The sequence below is a fragment of the Burkholderia sp. AU31652 genome, assembly GCF_002223155.1.
In the GTDB taxonomy this organism is placed as follows: domain Bacteria; phylum Pseudomonadota; class Gammaproteobacteria; order Burkholderiales; family Burkholderiaceae; genus Burkholderia.
Window position 1 is genome coordinate 1,273,771 of sequence record NZ_NKFG01000003.1, and the last position, 15,212, is coordinate 1,288,982.

16 protein-coding genes are annotated in these 15,212 nt (G+C 66.4%); 11 read left to right on the forward strand and 5 right to left on the reverse strand.

What is annotated here, in order from left to right; all coding sequences use genetic code 11:
* Positions 1 to 56: 56 nt before the first annotated feature.
* Positions 57 to 479 (forward strand): hypothetical protein, encoded by a 423-nt coding sequence (locus CFB40_RS08605; protein ID WP_179255261.1) that lies wholly within the window; start codon positions 57 to 59, stop codon positions 477 to 479.
* A 36-nt stretch (positions 480 to 515) separates the two neighbouring features.
* Here the strand turns inward: CFB40_RS08605 and CFB40_RS08610 are convergent, their stop codons facing one another.
* On the reverse strand, positions 516 to 1,349 hold the full coding sequence (locus CFB40_RS08610) for an ABC transporter permease (protein ID WP_089425344.1): 834 nt from the start codon (positions 1,347 to 1,349) through the stop codon (positions 516 to 518).
* Positions 1,350 to 1,355: 6 nt separating this feature from the next.
* Entirely contained in the window at positions 1,356 to 2,270 is a 915-nt protein-coding gene (gene nodI / locus CFB40_RS08615) for a nodulation factor ABC transporter ATP-binding protein NodI (protein ID WP_244115410.1), read from the reverse strand.
* A 336-nt stretch (positions 2,271 to 2,606) separates the two neighbouring features.
* Between nodI and CFB40_RS08620 the strand changes: the two genes are divergently transcribed.
* Complete coding sequence (locus tag CFB40_RS08620) at positions 2,607 to 3,104, forward strand: universal stress protein (RefSeq protein ID WP_039358765.1); 498 nt, start codon at positions 2,607 to 2,609, stop codon at positions 3,102 to 3,104.
* Positions 3,105 to 3,210: 106 nt separating this feature from the next.
* Here the strand turns inward: CFB40_RS08620 and CFB40_RS08625 are convergent, their stop codons facing one another.
* Genes CFB40_RS08625 through lexA form a run of 3 tightly spaced genes read right to left on the reverse strand, consistent with a single transcriptional unit; the run spans position 3,211 to position 4,951 of the window.
* Positions 3,211 to 3,912 (reverse strand): DUF2939 domain-containing protein, encoded by a 702-nt coding sequence (locus CFB40_RS08625; RefSeq protein ID WP_089431030.1) that lies wholly within the window; start codon positions 3,910 to 3,912, stop codon positions 3,211 to 3,213.
* Between the two features lie 29 nt (positions 3,913 to 3,941).
* Positions 3,942 to 4,277: a hypothetical protein gene (locus CFB40_RS08630; protein WP_006476078.1), complete on the reverse strand. Its 336-nt coding sequence runs from the start codon at positions 4,275 to 4,277 to the stop codon at positions 3,942 to 3,944.
* Between the two features lie 26 nt (positions 4,278 to 4,303).
* Entirely contained in the window at positions 4,304 to 4,951 is a 648-nt protein-coding gene (gene lexA / locus CFB40_RS08635) for a transcriptional repressor LexA (protein ID WP_089425347.1), read from the reverse strand.
* Between the two features lie 264 nt (positions 4,952 to 5,215).
* Between lexA and CFB40_RS08640 the strand changes: the two genes are divergently transcribed.
* From CFB40_RS08640 to CFB40_RS08680, 9 genes are all read left to right on the forward strand, one after another.
* Positions 5,216 to 6,253, forward strand: coding sequence for a sulfate ABC transporter substrate-binding protein (locus CFB40_RS08640; protein WP_011351893.1), 1,038 nt, complete (start codon positions 5,216 to 5,218; stop codon positions 6,251 to 6,253).
* 122 nt (positions 6,254 to 6,375) lie between these two features.
* Positions 6,376 to 7,266: a sulfate ABC transporter permease subunit CysT gene (gene cysT / locus CFB40_RS08645; RefSeq protein ID WP_089425348.1), complete on the forward strand. Its 891-nt coding sequence runs from the start codon at positions 6,376 to 6,378 to the stop codon at positions 7,264 to 7,266.
* A complete protein-coding gene (gene cysW, locus CFB40_RS08650; RefSeq protein ID WP_089431031.1) occupies positions 7,263 to 8,207 on the forward strand; it encodes a sulfate ABC transporter permease subunit CysW in 945 nt (314 codons plus the stop codon). The genes cysT and cysW overlap by 4 nt, the downstream gene beginning before the upstream one ends.
* Before the next feature lie 13 nt (positions 8,208 to 8,220).
* Positions 8,221 to 9,282, forward strand: coding sequence for a sulfate/molybdate ABC transporter ATP-binding protein (locus CFB40_RS08655; protein WP_089431032.1), 1,062 nt, complete (start codon positions 8,221 to 8,223; stop codon positions 9,280 to 9,282).
* A 75-nt stretch (positions 9,283 to 9,357) separates the two neighbouring features.
* The gene (locus tag CFB40_RS08660; protein ID WP_006484201.1) at positions 9,358 to 10,284 is read left to right on the forward strand and encodes a CysB family HTH-type transcriptional regulator; all 927 of its coding nucleotides are present in this window, start codon (positions 9,358 to 9,360) and stop codon (positions 10,282 to 10,284) included.
* Between the two features lie 504 nt (positions 10,285 to 10,788).
* The gene (locus CFB40_RS08665; RefSeq protein WP_089431033.1) at positions 10,789 to 11,175 is read left to right on the forward strand and encodes a DUF805 domain-containing protein; all 387 of its coding nucleotides are present in this window, start codon (positions 10,789 to 10,791) and stop codon (positions 11,173 to 11,175) included.
* Positions 11,176 to 11,453: 278 nt separating this feature from the next.
* Positions 11,454 to 12,404: a sugar ABC transporter substrate-binding protein gene (locus CFB40_RS08670; RefSeq protein ID WP_089425352.1), complete on the forward strand. Its 951-nt coding sequence runs from the start codon at positions 11,454 to 11,456 to the stop codon at positions 12,402 to 12,404.
* A 145-nt stretch (positions 12,405 to 12,549) separates the two neighbouring features.
* Positions 12,550 to 14,163, forward strand: a complete 1,614-nt coding sequence (locus CFB40_RS08675) for a sugar ABC transporter ATP-binding protein (RefSeq protein WP_089431034.1) — start codon at positions 12,550 to 12,552, stop codon at positions 14,161 to 14,163.
* Positions 14,160 to 15,179 carry an ABC transporter permease gene (locus CFB40_RS08680; protein ID WP_089425354.1) on the forward strand — a complete coding sequence of 340 codons (1,020 nt, stop codon included), beginning with the start codon at positions 14,160 to 14,162 and terminating at the stop codon, positions 15,177 to 15,179. The genes CFB40_RS08675 and CFB40_RS08680 overlap by 4 nt, the downstream gene beginning before the upstream one ends.
* The last annotated feature ends 33 nt before the right edge of the window (positions 15,180 to 15,212 follow it).

Genomic DNA, 15,212 nt, shown 5'->3' on the forward strand with positions numbered 1-15,212 from the left:
CGGCGCCGCCGTTTCGCGCGTGCGGCGCCATTTACAAGAAGCAAACAGGAAAACGCATGACCCAACCGAAGATCCATCCTCGACTCGAAAAGGCGCTGACGCGCGGCGATCTCGCGATCCGCCAGGCCAATTCCGCGCGGGCGACTGCCGTGCTGAACGCACTCGGCTCGATGATCATCGAGGCCTCCGCAACGATCGGCGTCGAGGCCAGCATCGACATTCCGCAAGGCGATCGCATCTACGATCCGGTCAACGGCCTGTGGCCGCAGAAGATGCTGGTGTCGTTCGACGGCCCGGTGGACGAAGCCGACAAGGAAGAGCTGCGCACGGTCTATCTGCTGGCCGACGATCCGGGCACGCAGTTTCGCGTCGAATGGCATCGCGCGGACGGCAAGCTCGGCCGCCAGGAAGGCGGCCCGCTCGCGACCGTCGCGTTCCTGACCGACGTCGAAATCCCGTGGAGCGACGACGACGAGTAAGGTCGTCGCAGGAAGCCGGCGCCCGTGCGCCGGCCGTCAGCGCATCATCCGCCGCCGGAACAGCCACGCGGACAGCAGGAATCCGCCGACCGCGTAACCGGCGAGCACCGCGACATGCAGCGCGACGTCGGTTGCCGGCCGGCCGAGCATCGCGGGCCGGATCAGCTCGACGGCATTCGCGAGCGGCAGCGCCTGCGCCGCGTGTTGCGCGATCGGCGGCAACTGCGTGATCGGGAAGAACACGCCCGACAGCAGCAGCATCGGCGTCAGCACGAGCGTCTGATAAAACATGAAGAAATCGTAGGACGGCGCGAGCGCCGTGACGATCATCGCGATGCTGGCAAACGCGAGGCCTGCGAGCACGATCACGGGCAGCGCCGCGAGCATCGACGGAAACTGCGCATAGCCGAGCGCCCCCGCGACGAGCATGATCGCGGCCCCCGACAGCATCGCCTTGCTGGCTCCCCAAACGATCTCGCCGAGCACGATGTCGCCGAGCGCGAGCGGCGTATGCATGATCGCTTCCCACGTGCGCTGCACGTGCATGCGCGAGAACCCCGAATACATCGACTCGAAGCTCGCGGACATCATCACGCTCGACCCGACCGTGCCGGCCGCGAGGAACGCGATATACGACACGCCGTCGACATGGCCGAGCATCAGCCCGAGCCCGAACCCCAGCCCGAACAGATAGATCATCGGATCGGCAAGATTGCCGAACATCGACGCGAGCGCGAGCTTGCGCCAGACGAGATAGTTGCGCCGCCAGACGGCGATCCAGTTGGTCGCGTTCGCGGGCATCGCAATCGCGAAGCGCGACACGCGCGGCGGTGCCGACGGTGCGGCGGTCGAATAGTTGCGGACATCCATGATCGATCAGTCCTGCATTTCGCGGCCGGTGAGCCGCAGGAACACATCTTCAAGATTGGCCGGGCGATGCAGATAGCGCAACCCCGTGCGACCCTTGAGTCGCGCGCTCAGCGGTTCCGGATCGCTCACGTAGCAGAACAGCGTCTCGCCGCTGATCTCGGTGTGCTTCGCGAACGCCGACAGCTCGTCACGCAGCGTGGCCGGATCGGGCCCGTAGATCTCGATCACGTCGCAGCCGATCTCCGATTCGATCAGCGCGTGCGGCGCGCCTTCGGCGATCTTGCGGCCTTCCTCGATCACGCACAGGCGGTCGCACAGGCGCTCGGCTTCTTCCATGAAGTGCGTGGTGATCAGGATCGTCTTGCCGCGCGCGAGCAGCGAGCGCAGCCGCTCCCACATGAGGTGACGCGCCTGCGGGTCGAGGCCCGTCGTCGGCTCGTCGAGCACCAGCACGTCCGGATCGTTGACGAGCGCGCGCGCGAGCGTCAGGCGGCGCTTCATGCCGCCCGACAGCTCGCCGACCTTCGCATCGGCCTTGTTCTCGAGCTTCGCGAATTCGAGCAGCGGCTTCACGAGCGCGTGCGCGGCCTGCGCCGACATGCCGAAGTAGCGGCTGAAGACGAGCAGGTTCTCGCGCACGGTGAAGTCGGGGTCGAGATTGTCGAACTGCGGGACGACCCCGACGCGCTGGCGCGCATGCCGCGCACGCGATGGAACCGGTTCGCCGCAGAGCGAAATGGTGCCTGCATCGGGATGCGTGAGGCCGAGCAGCATTTTCAGCGTGGTGGTCTTGCCGGCGCCGTTCGGCCCGAGCAGGCCGTAGCATTCGCCGGCCTGGACGGTGAAGGACAGGCCGTTGACGACGAGCTTGTCGCCATAGTGCTTCTCGACGTTCCGGAAATCGATCGGTGCAACGGACATGGGCATGTTGTCGTTGTAGGCGGCGCGGAAGCGTTCCGCTGCCGGATGCGTGGCCGGTTGACGAACCGATCGGACGATTGCGTGTCACACGGGCATGACCGAAGCGCACGACGCCGGCGCCTGATGGCCCGCTGGAGTACGAACGGGCCATTCTAGTGCATCGGCTGCGTCTCTTCAGGGCATGCCTGCACGATGCGATGCATGGTCGCACCGATCGTGCACTGCATCATCGCGCACGAGCCGAGCGGGGCGAATCAGCGTTTTCCATCCCTTGCGTCCTGAATTGCGGCGCACCATGATGAATGCGTAGGCTCGGTGTTGTGACAGGGAGGTTTCATGGCTAGCTACAACAAGATTTTGCTGTGTTACGACGGCACGCTCGAAGGACGCAAGGCACTGCGTTGCGGCGCCAATCTCGCGATGGACCTGAAGGCCGAGACGCATTTGCTGTCGGTGGTCGACATGCGCTCGAGCATCGCACAGAGCGCGGGTTTGCTGACCGACGTCGCATGTGGCCGGTTCGAGGAAACCGCGCGTGAAATCCTGCAGGAAGGGGTGAACTGGCTGCGCGAGCGCGGCGTGCAGGCCGAAGGCCATTTCGCGTTCGGCTATCCGATCGACGAAATCGCGAATCTTGCGACGGAGCTGAAGGCCGACCTCGTCGTCGTTGGCCATCGGTGCCGTAGCGGGTTGTCCAGATGGTGGATGGGGTCGGGCAACACGCAACTGCTCGATCGCGTGAACTGCAGCATTCTGGTTGCGTGTTCGTCGGCGCAGGAGCAGAAGGAAGAAATCGCGCGGGAGCGTGAAGCGGCCACGGCGAACGGCAAATGATCCAATGATTCGGATGATTCGATGACTGCCTGACCGGCGAATCGCGCCGGTCGGGCGTCGTGCCACGTCCGTGGGGTGGGCGCTGACCGCGGCCACTCAAGACCGCTCAAGCGTGTAGGTCGATCGCGGACAACTTCCACGAGAACAGGCCGAAGCGGTGGAATATCGCCGCATAGCGCGTGCCGTCGGCACTGCGCTGGTAGGTCACGACGAATTCATCGATATTCCGGTAACCGGCGCTGGTTTGCTGCTGGTGCGGCACATGCGTTGCATCGACCGGGCTGGCCGGTGCGGCAGCGGCGGGTGGTGCCGATGACGCAGCCGTAGAGGCCGTGTTGCTACCCGGAGCGGCTGCGCTTGCCGGTGGAGCCGGATTGGCCGCCGGCGTATTGCTGCCTGGCGGCAGATTCGACCATTCGGGTGGGCGCTCTCCTGGATTGCCACGCGGTGGCAATCCGCTCATCAGCGCGGCTACGCCTTCCGGGGTCGCGTACGCATCGACCAGCGGGCCGATCAGTGCCGACCCGATCAGCGCACCGATCACCGCGAACGGATTGTTCTTCTTCACCGCGTCGATCCGGCGCATCAACTCTTCCGTGACCTGCTGCTTCAGGCTGATGCGCAGCGACGGGAAATCGACATATTCACTGATGGCCTGTGCATCGCGCGCATCGATCGCCGATTTCAGGCGACCGAGCGCGACGTACGGCGATGCGTAGGCATAGCCGATCGCCGTAACGATGGCGACGGCCAGCACGACGATCAGAAGGGGCTTGAGCCGCCATGCGCGGCCCGAAGATCCGGTCACGTTGCCTCCGGTGCGGGGATGTTCCGCAATCAGAGACCGCCGGGCGTGGCCGATCGTTCCTCTGCGATGCAGCGATCGATCATCCGGCATACGGCGTCGATCGTGCCGACCATGATCAGGCGCGAACGGCCGTGATAGACGCGCACCGGTGCACGGCGCGCGGGTTCGGCGTGATTCAGGCCGGCGTTCAGCGATACCCGCGCGAAAGCGGGGAGCGCCGACGGCAGCAGGGACGCCTGCCGTTCGACTGCGACTTCTTCTTGCACAGGCGCCGCCGCGGACAGCGGTGCGCAGGGCGTGCGGCCGCGCAGGTGACGCAGGCGGCCGAATTGACGGAAAGGCAGCAGACGGGCAAGGCGTTCCATGATGTTCTCCTCAGCGAGACGGAATGTCAGAGTTCGCCCGAGCGAATCAGCCCGACGGCGATGCCTTCCAGCGCGAATTCCGCGCTGCCGGCCTTGACGAAGATGTTTTCGTAATCGGGGTTCTCCGCGATCAGCTCGAGACCGCCAGGCCGGCGCATCAGGCGCTTGACCGTGACGTCGTCGCCGAGACGCGCGACGATGATCTGGCCGTCCTTCGCTTCCGTGCGCTTCTGCACGGCGAGGAGGTCGCCGTCGAGGATGCCGGCGTCGCGCATCGACAGGCCGCGCACTTTCAGCAGGTAATCGGGCTTGCTGGAGAACAGCGCGGGATCGCACGCGTAATGCTGCGAGATGTGCTCCTGCGCAAGGATCGGGCTACCGGCCGCGACGCGGCCGACGAGCGGCAGCGACAACTGCATCAGGGCGGCGTGCGGCAACGTGAACTGGTGCGGGGCATCGTCGATGCCGAGCAGGCGGATGCCGCGCGACGCGCCGGCGGCCAGCTCGATCACACCCTTGCGCGCCAGCGCGCGCAGGTGCTCCTCGGCCGCATTCGGCGAACTGAAGCCCAGTTCGGCCGCGATCTCGGCACGGGTGGGCGGGAATCCGGAGCGCTCGATCGCGCGACGGATCAAGTCGAACACTTGCTGCTGACGGGCGGTGAGTTTGGTCATGGCTCAACTGTATGGATAGACAGTGAGCTGTATTTTTATACAGTAGTCCGCGAATTTCAAGTGTTACGTGAGGTTCGACGCGATCGCGCCGGTTCCGACGCGATTTCACGACGCCCGGACGCCGGTTCATCTGCCACAACCGTCCATCCCGTCTGCGTTAGCACTTTTGAGTATTAAAAAATAAGGAACGATTATTTTTAATCATGTAACCCGTTCGTTAGACTGGCCCGACATCGCAATACCGACAACACTGGAGAACCAAGGATGGGCAAGCGCAATACGGGGCTGGTGGGCGGAGTGGGCCGCCTGATCGCAACACTCGCGCTGGGCGCGGCGGCGGCGCTGGGCGTCGCGACGCACGCACAGGCCGATACGACCTTCCTGAACGTGTCGTACGACCCGACGCGCGAGCTGTATCAGGACTTCAACCAGGCGTTCGGCAAGGAGTGGAAGGCGAAGACGGGCGAGACCGTCAACTTCAAGCAGTCGCACGGCGGTTCGGGCGCGCAGGCGCGCTCGGTGCTCGACGGCCTGCAGGCCGACGTCGTCACGCTGGCGCTCGCGTACGACATCGATGCGCTCGCGAACAAGGGGCTCGTCAACAAGGACTGGCAGAAGCGCCTGCCCGACAACGCGTCGCCGTACACGTCGACGATCGTGTTCCTGGTGCGCAAGGGCAATCCGAAGGGGATCAAGGACTGGGACGACCTGACCAAGCCGGGCATCTCGATCGTCACGCCGAATCCGAAGACGTCGGGCGGCGCGCGCTGGAACTACCTGGCCGCATGGGCGTATGCGGTGCACAAGCCGGGCGGCAACGAGCAGACGGCGAAGGAATTCGTCACGAAGCTCTACAAGAACGCAGGCGTGCTCGATTCGGGCGCGCGCGGCGCGACCACGAGCTTCGTGCAGCGCGGGATCGGCGACGTGCTGATCGCATGGGAAAACGAGGCATTCCTGTCGGTCAAGGAATTCGGCACCGACAAGTTCGAGATCGTCGTGCCGTCGGTGAGCATCCTGGCCGAGCCGCCCGTCGCGGTGGTGGACAAGGTGGTCGACAAGAAGGGCACGCGCAAGCTGGCCGATGCGTACCTGAACTTCCTGTACAGCCCGCAGGGCCAGGAGATCGCGGCGCGCAACTACTACCGGCCGCGTTCGAAGAACGTGCCGGCGGAGCTGACGAAGCAGTTCCCGAAGCTGAAGCTGTACACGGTCGACGATACCTTCGGCGGCTGGACGAATGCGCAGAAGACGCATTTTGCGGACGGCGGCGTGTTCGATTCGATCTACAAGCCGCAGTAACGCCATAACGACAGCGGCGCGCCACGATAGCGCGCCGCATCCCCGACGGGCCGCCGGCGCGATTCACTGCGCCGGCGTTTGCGTCGGACCCATGAGCAGCATCGACCCAGCAAGAGCATCCGATGACGACGTACACCTTTCGCAAGCCGAGCGCGCTGCCCGGTTTCGGCGTGACGCTAGGCATCACGGTGGCCTATTTGAGCCTCGTGGTGCTGATACCGCTCGCCGCCACGTTCCTGAAGACCGCGACGCTGTCGTGGGACCAGTTCGTCACCGCCGTCACGTCGCCGCGCGTGCTCGCGTCGTACCGGCTGACGTTCTCCGCCGCGCTCGGCGGCGCGCTGATCAACGCCGTGTTCGGCTTTCTTGTCGCCTGGGTTCTGGTGCGCTACACGTTTCCGTTCAAGCGCCTCGTCGATGCGGTCGTCGATTTGCCGTTTGCACTCCCGACGTCGGTCGCCGGCATTTCGCTCGCGGCCGTTTACGCGACCAACGGCTGGGTCGGCCAGTATCTCGCGCCGCTCGGCATCAAGATCGCGTTCACGCCGGCCGGCGTGCTGGTCGCGCTGACCTTCATCGGGCTGCCGTTCGTCGTGCGCACGGTGCAGCCGGTGCTCGAGGATTTCGAGCGCGAGCAGGAGGAGGCCGCCGCATGCCTCGGCGCGTCGCGCTGGCTGACGTTCCGCCGCGTCGTGCTGCCGGCCGTGCTGCCGGCGCTCCTCACCGGTTTCGCGCTCGCGTTCGCACGCGCGCTCGGCGAATACGGCTCGGTGATCTTCATCGCCGGCAACGTGCCGATGAAATCCGAGATCACGTCGCTGCTCATCATCACCAAGCTCGAGCAGTACGACTACGCGGGCGCGACCGCGCTGGCGGTCGTGATGCTGGTCGTGTCGTTCCTGATGCTGCTGCTGATCAACACGCTGCAGTGGTATCTGCAGCGTCGTACGAGCAAGGGCGCGAGCGGCCCGGCGCCCGCCACCGTCGCCGTAGCAGCAGGAGGCCAGCAATGAGCCAGGAGGCCACCGTCGTGCTGAAAACCCCGTCGCCGGCCGCGCGTGCCACGAAGCGGCTCGACCCCGTCAGCGAGTCGCGCGTCGTGCGCTGGCTGCTCACGGGCATCGCGCTGGCGTTCCTCGCGTTTTTCCTCGTCGTGCCGCTCGCCGCGGTGTTCGTCGAGGCGCTGCGCAAGGGCGTCGGCTTCTATTTCGAATCGCTGGCCGATCCCGATGCGTGGTCGGCGATCAAGCTGACACTGACCGTCGCCGTGATCGGGGTGCCGTTGAACCTCGTGTTCGGCGTGTGCGCATCGTGGGCGATCGCGAAGTTCGAATTCCGCGGCAAGGCGCTGCTGACGACGCTGATCGACCTGCCGTTCTCGGTGTCGCCGGTGATCTCGGGCCTCGTGTACGTGCTGCTGTTCGGCGCGCAGGGCTGGTTCGGGCCGTGGCTGCAGGATCACGACGTGCAGATCATTTTCGCGGTGCCGGGCATCGTGCTCGCGACGATCTTCGTCACGTTCCCGTTCGTCGCGCGCGAGCTGATTCCGCTGATGCAGGCGCAAGGCACCGACGAGGAAGAAGCCGCGCGCGTGCTCGGCGCGTCGGGCTGGCAGATCTTCCGTCGCGTGACGCTGCCGAACGTGAGGTGGGGCCTGCTGTACGGCGTGATCCTGTGCAATGCGCGCGCGATGGGCGAGTTCGGCGCGGTGTCGGTCGTGTCCGGCCACATCCGCGGCGTGACCGACACGATGCCGCTGCACGTGGAGATCCTGTACAACGAATACAACTTCGCGGCGGCGTTCGCGGTGGCGTCGGTGCTGGCGCTGCTCGCGCTCGTCACGCTCGCGCTGAAGCTGATCGCCGAGCGTCATCTGGCGGCCGAACTGGCCGACGCGCACGACGCCGTTCCCGCACATGCCGGCCCCGTCGGCGCCGTTTCGTCGAAATCGTAAAGAGGCAACCAGAATGGGTATCACCGTCCGTAACCTTCAGAAGCGCTTCGGCGATTTCACGGCGCTCGACAACGTATCGCTCGACTTCCCGCCGGGCGAGCTGGTCGCGCTGCTCGGGCCGTCCGGCTGCGGCAAGACCACGCTGCTGCGCGTGATCGCGGGCCTCGAGCACGCGGATGCCGGCCAGGTCGTGCTGCAGGGGCTCGACGTGGCATCGGTCGGTGCACGCGACCGCCAGGTAGGTTTCGTGTTCCAGCACTACGCGCTGTTCCGCCACATGACCGTGTTCGAGAACGTCGCATTCGGGCTGCGCGTGAAGCCGCGCCGCGAGCGGCCGTCGGAAGCCGCGATCCGCGAGAAGGTGCACGAACTGCTCAAGCTCGTGCAGCTCGACTGGCTCGCGCAGCGCTATCCGTCCGAGCTGTCGGGCGGCCAGCGCCAGCGTATCGCGCTCGCCCGGGCGCTCGCGGTCGAGCCGAAGGTGCTGCTGCTCGACGAGCCGTTCGGCGCGCTCGACGCGAAGGTCCGCAAGGAGCTGCGCGGCTGGCTGCGTCGTCTGCACGACGACCTGCACATCTCGACGATCTTCGTCACGCACGACCAGGAGGAGGCGCTGGAAGTCGCGGACCGCATCGTCGTGCTGAACCGCGGCCACGTCGAGCAGGTCGGCAGCCCGCAGGACGTCTACGATCATCCGCAGAGCGCATTCGTCTACGAATTCCTCGGCGCGGCCAACCGGTTGCCGGGCACGGTCGCCGGGCGTGGCTTCGTCGCCGAGGGGGCGGCCGCGCCGATCGAGGTCGACGCCGATTTCGCGGGCCCCGCGAACGCCTATGTGCGCCCGCACGACCTGCAGCTGTGGCCGGTTGGCGAAGCCGGGCACCGCGACGGCATCGCGGTGGACGTGCGCCGCGTGATCCCGCTGGGCGGCTCGGTGCGCGTGGAGCTCGAGGCGCGTGCGGGTGGCGCGCTCGAGGCGGAACTCGATCGCGATGCATGGCGGGCGCTGTCGCTGCAGGTCGGCGACGGTGCGACGGCGGTGCCGCGCGCGGTGCGTGTGTTTCCCGCGCGTTGACGAGAAAATGCAGGGCAGGGGGCGGGATACGCTCGGAATCGACAATCAAACAACGACAGCCTAAGAGGCATACCCATGAATTTTCAGCAATTGCGGTTCGTGCGCGAAGCGGTGCGCCAGAACATGAACCTGACGGAAGTCGCGAACGTGCTGTACACGTCGCAGTCGGGCGTGTCGAAGCAGATCAAGGATCTCGAGGATGAGCTGGGCGTCGACATCTTCATCCGGCGCGGCAAGCGGCTGACGGGGCTCACGGAGCCCGGCAAGGCCGTGCACCAGCTGATCGAGCGGATGCTGCTCGACGCCGAGAACCTGCGCCGCGTCGCGCGCCAGTTCGCCGACCAGGACAGCGGCCACCTCGTCGTCGCGACGACGCACACGCAGGCGCGCTACGCGCTGCCGAAGGTGATCCGCCAGTTCACCGACGTGTTCCCGAAGGTGCATCTCGCGCTGCGCCAGGGCAGCCCGCAGCAGATCGCGCAGATGATTTTGAACGGCGAGGCCGATCTCGGCATTTCGACCGAAGCGCTCGACCGCTATCCGGACATCGTCACGTTCCCGTGCTATTCGTGGCACCACACGGTCGTCGTGCCGAAGGGCCATCCGCTCGTCGGCCGCGAGAACCTGACGCTCGAGGAAATCGCCGAGTACCCGATCATCACGTACGACCAGGACTTCACGGGCCGCTCGCACATCGACCAGGCGTTCACGCAGGCGGGCGCCGTGCCCGACGTCGTGCTGACCGCGATCGACGCGGACGTGATCAAGACCTATGTCGAGCTCGGCATGGGGATCGGCGTGGTCGCGGCGATGGCCTACGATCCGCAGCGCGACACGGGGCTCGTCGCGCTCGATACGCAGCACCTGTTCGAAGCGAGCACGACGCGGGTCGGGCTGCGCAAGGGCGCGTTCCTGCGCGCGTATGCGTACCGGCTGATCGAGATGTTCGCGCCGCATCTGAACGAAGCGGAAATCGCGGGGCTGTTGCGCGAAGCCGTTTGACGGCAGCGCGTCGCGCGTCATCCACGCGCTCACCGCGGATGGCGCGACATACCGGCGCGGGTCGTCATGTATTGGGCAGCGGCAGGCGATTTGCCGCTGCCTGGGTGATTCGACTCACCGTATCATCGGCCGCCATCGCGGTTTCCGTCCGATTCTTCGCTGCGCGCGGCGAACGACATGCATTCGCTTGCCGACCCAACGACAAGAACAAGAGGGTGCGCGTGTACGCCTCGTTTCGGGTTCGGCCATATCGGGCGATCCATTGGCCGGCAAATGTGATTCAATGCGCGTGAATGCCGGGTGACGTGCGCTCGGGCCGTCCGTTGGTCGCCATCCTGCCGGCCGGATCGCACCAGCGATGCAACGCGCAACACCGGAACGAAGTGCGAAAGGCAAAGCCGGCAGCCCGTCCGCCTTCAAGAAACAACGCACATGGATCGCCGGTCCCGGCACGCTCGGAGACCTACCGCGCAGCACGCAACACGCGTGACGAAGAGGTAAACAATGAATCTGAAATGGCTTCTCTTTTCGTTCGAAGGCCGGATCGGGCGCCTGCCGTGGTGGATCTACGCGCTGGTTTCCACGGTGCTCAGCGCGATTTTCGATGCGGGTTCCCGCGGTGCGCCGGAAGACGATCTGCCGCCGCTGGCGTTGCTGGTGGCCGTCGTCATCGCGGTCGTCGCGGTGTGGTCGTCGATTGCGGTCGGCGTGAAGCGGCTGCACGACATCGACAAGTCGGGATGGTGGATGCTGCTGCTGTTCGTGCCGATCGTCGGCGCGCTCGCGTTGTTCGTGATGAACGGCTTCATCGCCGGCACGCCGCATGCGAACCGCTTCGGCGAGCCGCCGTCGGCCGGTGAAGACGAACCGGCGCCGCGGGGCCCGGCGTGACTCGCGCTCCGAATAAACCCTTAAATATTGATCAGACAGGTTGCACACCGACGCGAATCGGTACAGCATAGCCTTCACTCCGCCGGCGTCCCGCCGGCGGCGGCGCGTAAACGACAGCACGCGCCAGGCAGTCGGCCGTCTGCCTCGCTTCCATTCCGTGGTACCGACAGCAGCATCGATGGCCATTGCCCGGGTAGTGTGGCGCAAACGTTTGCTCACATTAAAACAACAGTCAAACAATAGTCCGGCCCTTAGGGGCCGGTCGCCAGGAGATGAGTATGAATGTCCTCTTTCGCCGTCGCTTCCTGACCGCCGCGCTCGCCGCCGTCGCGGTCGCCGCCGCACCGGCCGTCCACGCGCAATCGGCAGCCAAGCCGAAGGTTGCGCTCGTGATGAAGTCGCTCGCCAACGAGTTCTTCCTGACGATGGAAACGGGCGCGAAGGAATACCAGAAACACAACGCGGGCCAGTTCGACCTGATCACCAACGGCATCAAGGACGAAACCGACACCGCGAACCAGATCCGCATCGTCGAGCAGATGATCGTGTCGAAGGTCGACGCGATCGTGCTCGCGCCGGCCGATTCGAAGGCGCTCGTGCCGGTCGTGAAGAAGGCGGTCGACGCCGGCATCGTCGTCGTGAACATCGACAACCGGCTCGATCCCGACGTGCTGAAATCGAAGAACCTGAACGTGCCGTTCGTCGGCCCGGACAACCGCAAGGGCGCGCGCAAGATCGGCGATTACCTCGCGAAGCGGCTGAAGGCGGGCGACCAGGTCGGCATCGTCGAAGGCGTGTCGACGACGACCAATGCGCAGCAGCGCACGGCCGGCTTCCAGGACGCGATGAAGGCGGGCGGGATGAAGGTCGTGTCGGTGCAGTCCGGCGAATGGGAGATCGACAAGGGCAATGCGGTCGCCGCCGCGATGCTCAACGAATACCCGAACCTGAAGGCGCTGCTGTGCGGCAACGACAACATGGCGATCGGCGCCGTGTCGGCCGTGCGCGCGGCCGGCAAGCAGGGCAAGGTGCTCGTGGTCGGCTACGACAACATCAACGCGATCAAGCCGATGCTGAAGGACGGCCGCGTGCTCGCGACCGCCGATCAGTACGCGGCGAAGCAGGCCGTGTTCGGTATCGACACGGCGCTCAAGGCGATTGCGGAGCATCGCAAGCAGGCCGACATGTCGGGCGTGGTCGAGACGCCGGTGGATCTCGTGACGAAGTGACGCGGCCCCGATGCGGCCGCCGCCCTCAAGAATCGGGCGCGGCGGCCGTTATCCGGGGTGAGCGCGATCACGGCCACTGCATGCACATGCACTTGTGAGCGTCACACCCGCGCGCCGCGTGCGCGCGGCCGCAACCAGGATCGCGATGGACCCGACTTTCCAACCCTCCCGCGCAGCCGCTCCCGTGCTGTCCGTCTCCGGCGTCGGCAAGACCTATGCCGAACCCGTGCTCGCCGACGTCACGCTGACGCTCGAGGCGGGCCACGCGCTCGCGTTGACGGGCGAGAACGGCGCCGGCAAGAGCACGCTGTCGAAGATCATCGGCGGGCTCGTCGAGCCGACCGCCGGCACGATGCAGCTCGGCGGCATGCCGTATGCGCCGGCGAGCCGGACGCAGGCCGAGGCACTCGGCGTGCGCATGGTGATGCAGGAGCTGAACCTGCTGCCGACACTGACGGTCGCCGAAAACCTGTTCCTGAACCGCCTGCCGCGGCGCTTCGGGATCATCGATCGCGCGCGGCTGCGCGACGATGCGCGGGCCGCGATGGCGCAGGTCGGGCTCGACGCGGTCGATCCCGATACGCCGGTCGGCGCGCTCGGCATCGGCCACCAGCAGATGGTCGAGATCGCACGCAACCTGATCGGCGACTGCCGTGTGCTGATTCTCGACGAACCGACCGCGATGCTGACCGCGCGTGAAGTCGAGTTGCTGTTCGAGCAGATCGACCGGCTGAAGGCGCGCGGCGTCGCGATCGTCTACATCTCGCACCGGCTCGAGGAACTCGCGCGGGTCGCCGAGCGCGTCGCAGTGCTGCGCGACGGCCGGCTCGTCCATGCGGGCGACATGGCGGCGACGACGTCCGACGGGCTGGTCACGCTGATGGTCGGGCGCGAGATCGGCGAGCACATCGATCTTGGCGAGCGTCATATCGGCGCGCCGCGGCTCGTCGTGTCGGGCCTCAGCCGCGGGACGGCGGTGCGCGACGTGTCGCTCGAGGTGCGCGCGGGCGAGATCTTCGGCATTTCTGGGTTGATCGGTGCGGGACGTACCGAGCTGTTGCGGCTGATCTACGGCGCGGATGCGCCGGACGCGGGGACGATCGCGATCGGCCAGCCGCCGAAGCCGGTGCGGATCGGTTCGCCCGTCGAGGCGGTGAAGCAGGGCATCGCGCTGATCACCGAGGATCGCAAGGGCGAAGGGCTGCTGCTGACGCAGTCGATCACCGCGAACGTGTCGCTCGGCCAGCTCGACCGGCTCGCGCGCGGCGGGATCGTCGACGGCGCGCGCGAAACGGCGCTCGCCGAGCAGCAGATCGACGCGCTGCGGATCCGCGCGCACGGCGCGACGCAGGCGGTCGGCGAGCTGTCGGGCGGCAACCAGCAGAAGGTCGTGATCGGCCGCTGGCTCGCACGCGACATGGGCGTGCTGCTGTTCGACGAGCCGACGCGCGGGATCGACGTCGGCGCAAAGTTCGAGATCTACACTTTGATGGGCGCGCTCGCGCGCGAAGGCCGCGCGCTCGTCGTCGTGTCGAGCGACCTGCGCGAGCTGATGCTGATCTGCGACCGGATCGGCGTGATGTCGGCCGGGCGCATGACCGCCGTGTTCGAGCGCGGCAACTGGACCCAGGATGCGCTGCTGGCCGCGGCGTTCGCCGGCTTCGGCCGCGAGACGCCGCCGGGCGGCGCGCAGCATCCGGACGCGGGGCAGGCGCAAGGCGCTGCTCCCGGCACTTCGAATACAGGACGACCGCAATGACCCAGCCTCCCGTAACCCCGACCGACGCAGGCGCGCAGCAGGACGTGACGGGGCGCCGTGCGCGCACGCTGTCCGGCACGCGGCTCGGCCTGTCGAACTACCTCGGGCTCGCCGGTGCGCTCGCCGCGATGATTGCGCTGTTTTCGGTGCTGAGCTCGCATTTCCTGACCTACGATACGTTCAGCACGATCGCGAACCAGATTCCCGATCTCGTCGTGATGTCGGTCGGGATGACCTTCGTGCTGATCATCGCCGGGATCGACCTGTCGGTCGGCTCGGTGCTCGCGCTCGCCGCGTCGATGGTCAGCGTTGCCGCGCTGAAATGGCAGTGGGGGCCGCTGCCGGCCGCGCTGATCGGCATCGCGGTCGCGACCGCGACGGGTGCGCTGACCGGCGCGGTTACCGTCGGCTGGCGGATCCCGTCGTTCATCGTGTCGCTCGGCGTGCTGGAGGCCGCGCGCGGCCTCGCATACCAGCTGACGAATTCGCGCACGGCCTACATCGGCGACGCGTTTGATTTCCTGTCGAACCCGATCACGCTCGGCATCTCGCCGGCGTTCCTGATCGCGGTCGCGGTGATGATCGCGGCCCAGTTCGTGCTGACGCGCACCGTGTTCGGACGCTATCTCGTCGGGATCGGCACGAACGAAGAAGCGGTCCGACTTGCAGGGGTTAACCCGAGGCCGTATAAAATTCTCGTATTCGCATTGATGGGCGCCCTCGCAGGGCTGGCGTCGTTGTTCCAGATTTCGCGGCTCGAGGCGGCCGACCCGAATGCGGGCGTCGGTCTCGAACTGCAGGTGATTGCCGCCGTCGTGATCGGCGGCACGAGCCTGATGGGCGGGCGCGGCTCGGTGATCAGCACGTTCTTCGGCGTGTTGATCATCTCCGTGCTGGCCGCGGGGCTGGCGCAGATCGGTGCGAACGAGCCGACGAAACGGATCATCACCGGCGCGGTGATCGTGGTGGCGGTCGTGCTCGATACGTATCGCAGCCGGCGCACCCGCGTGCGGTAGAAAGACAGACAGAACAGACCAGAGAGAAACGGG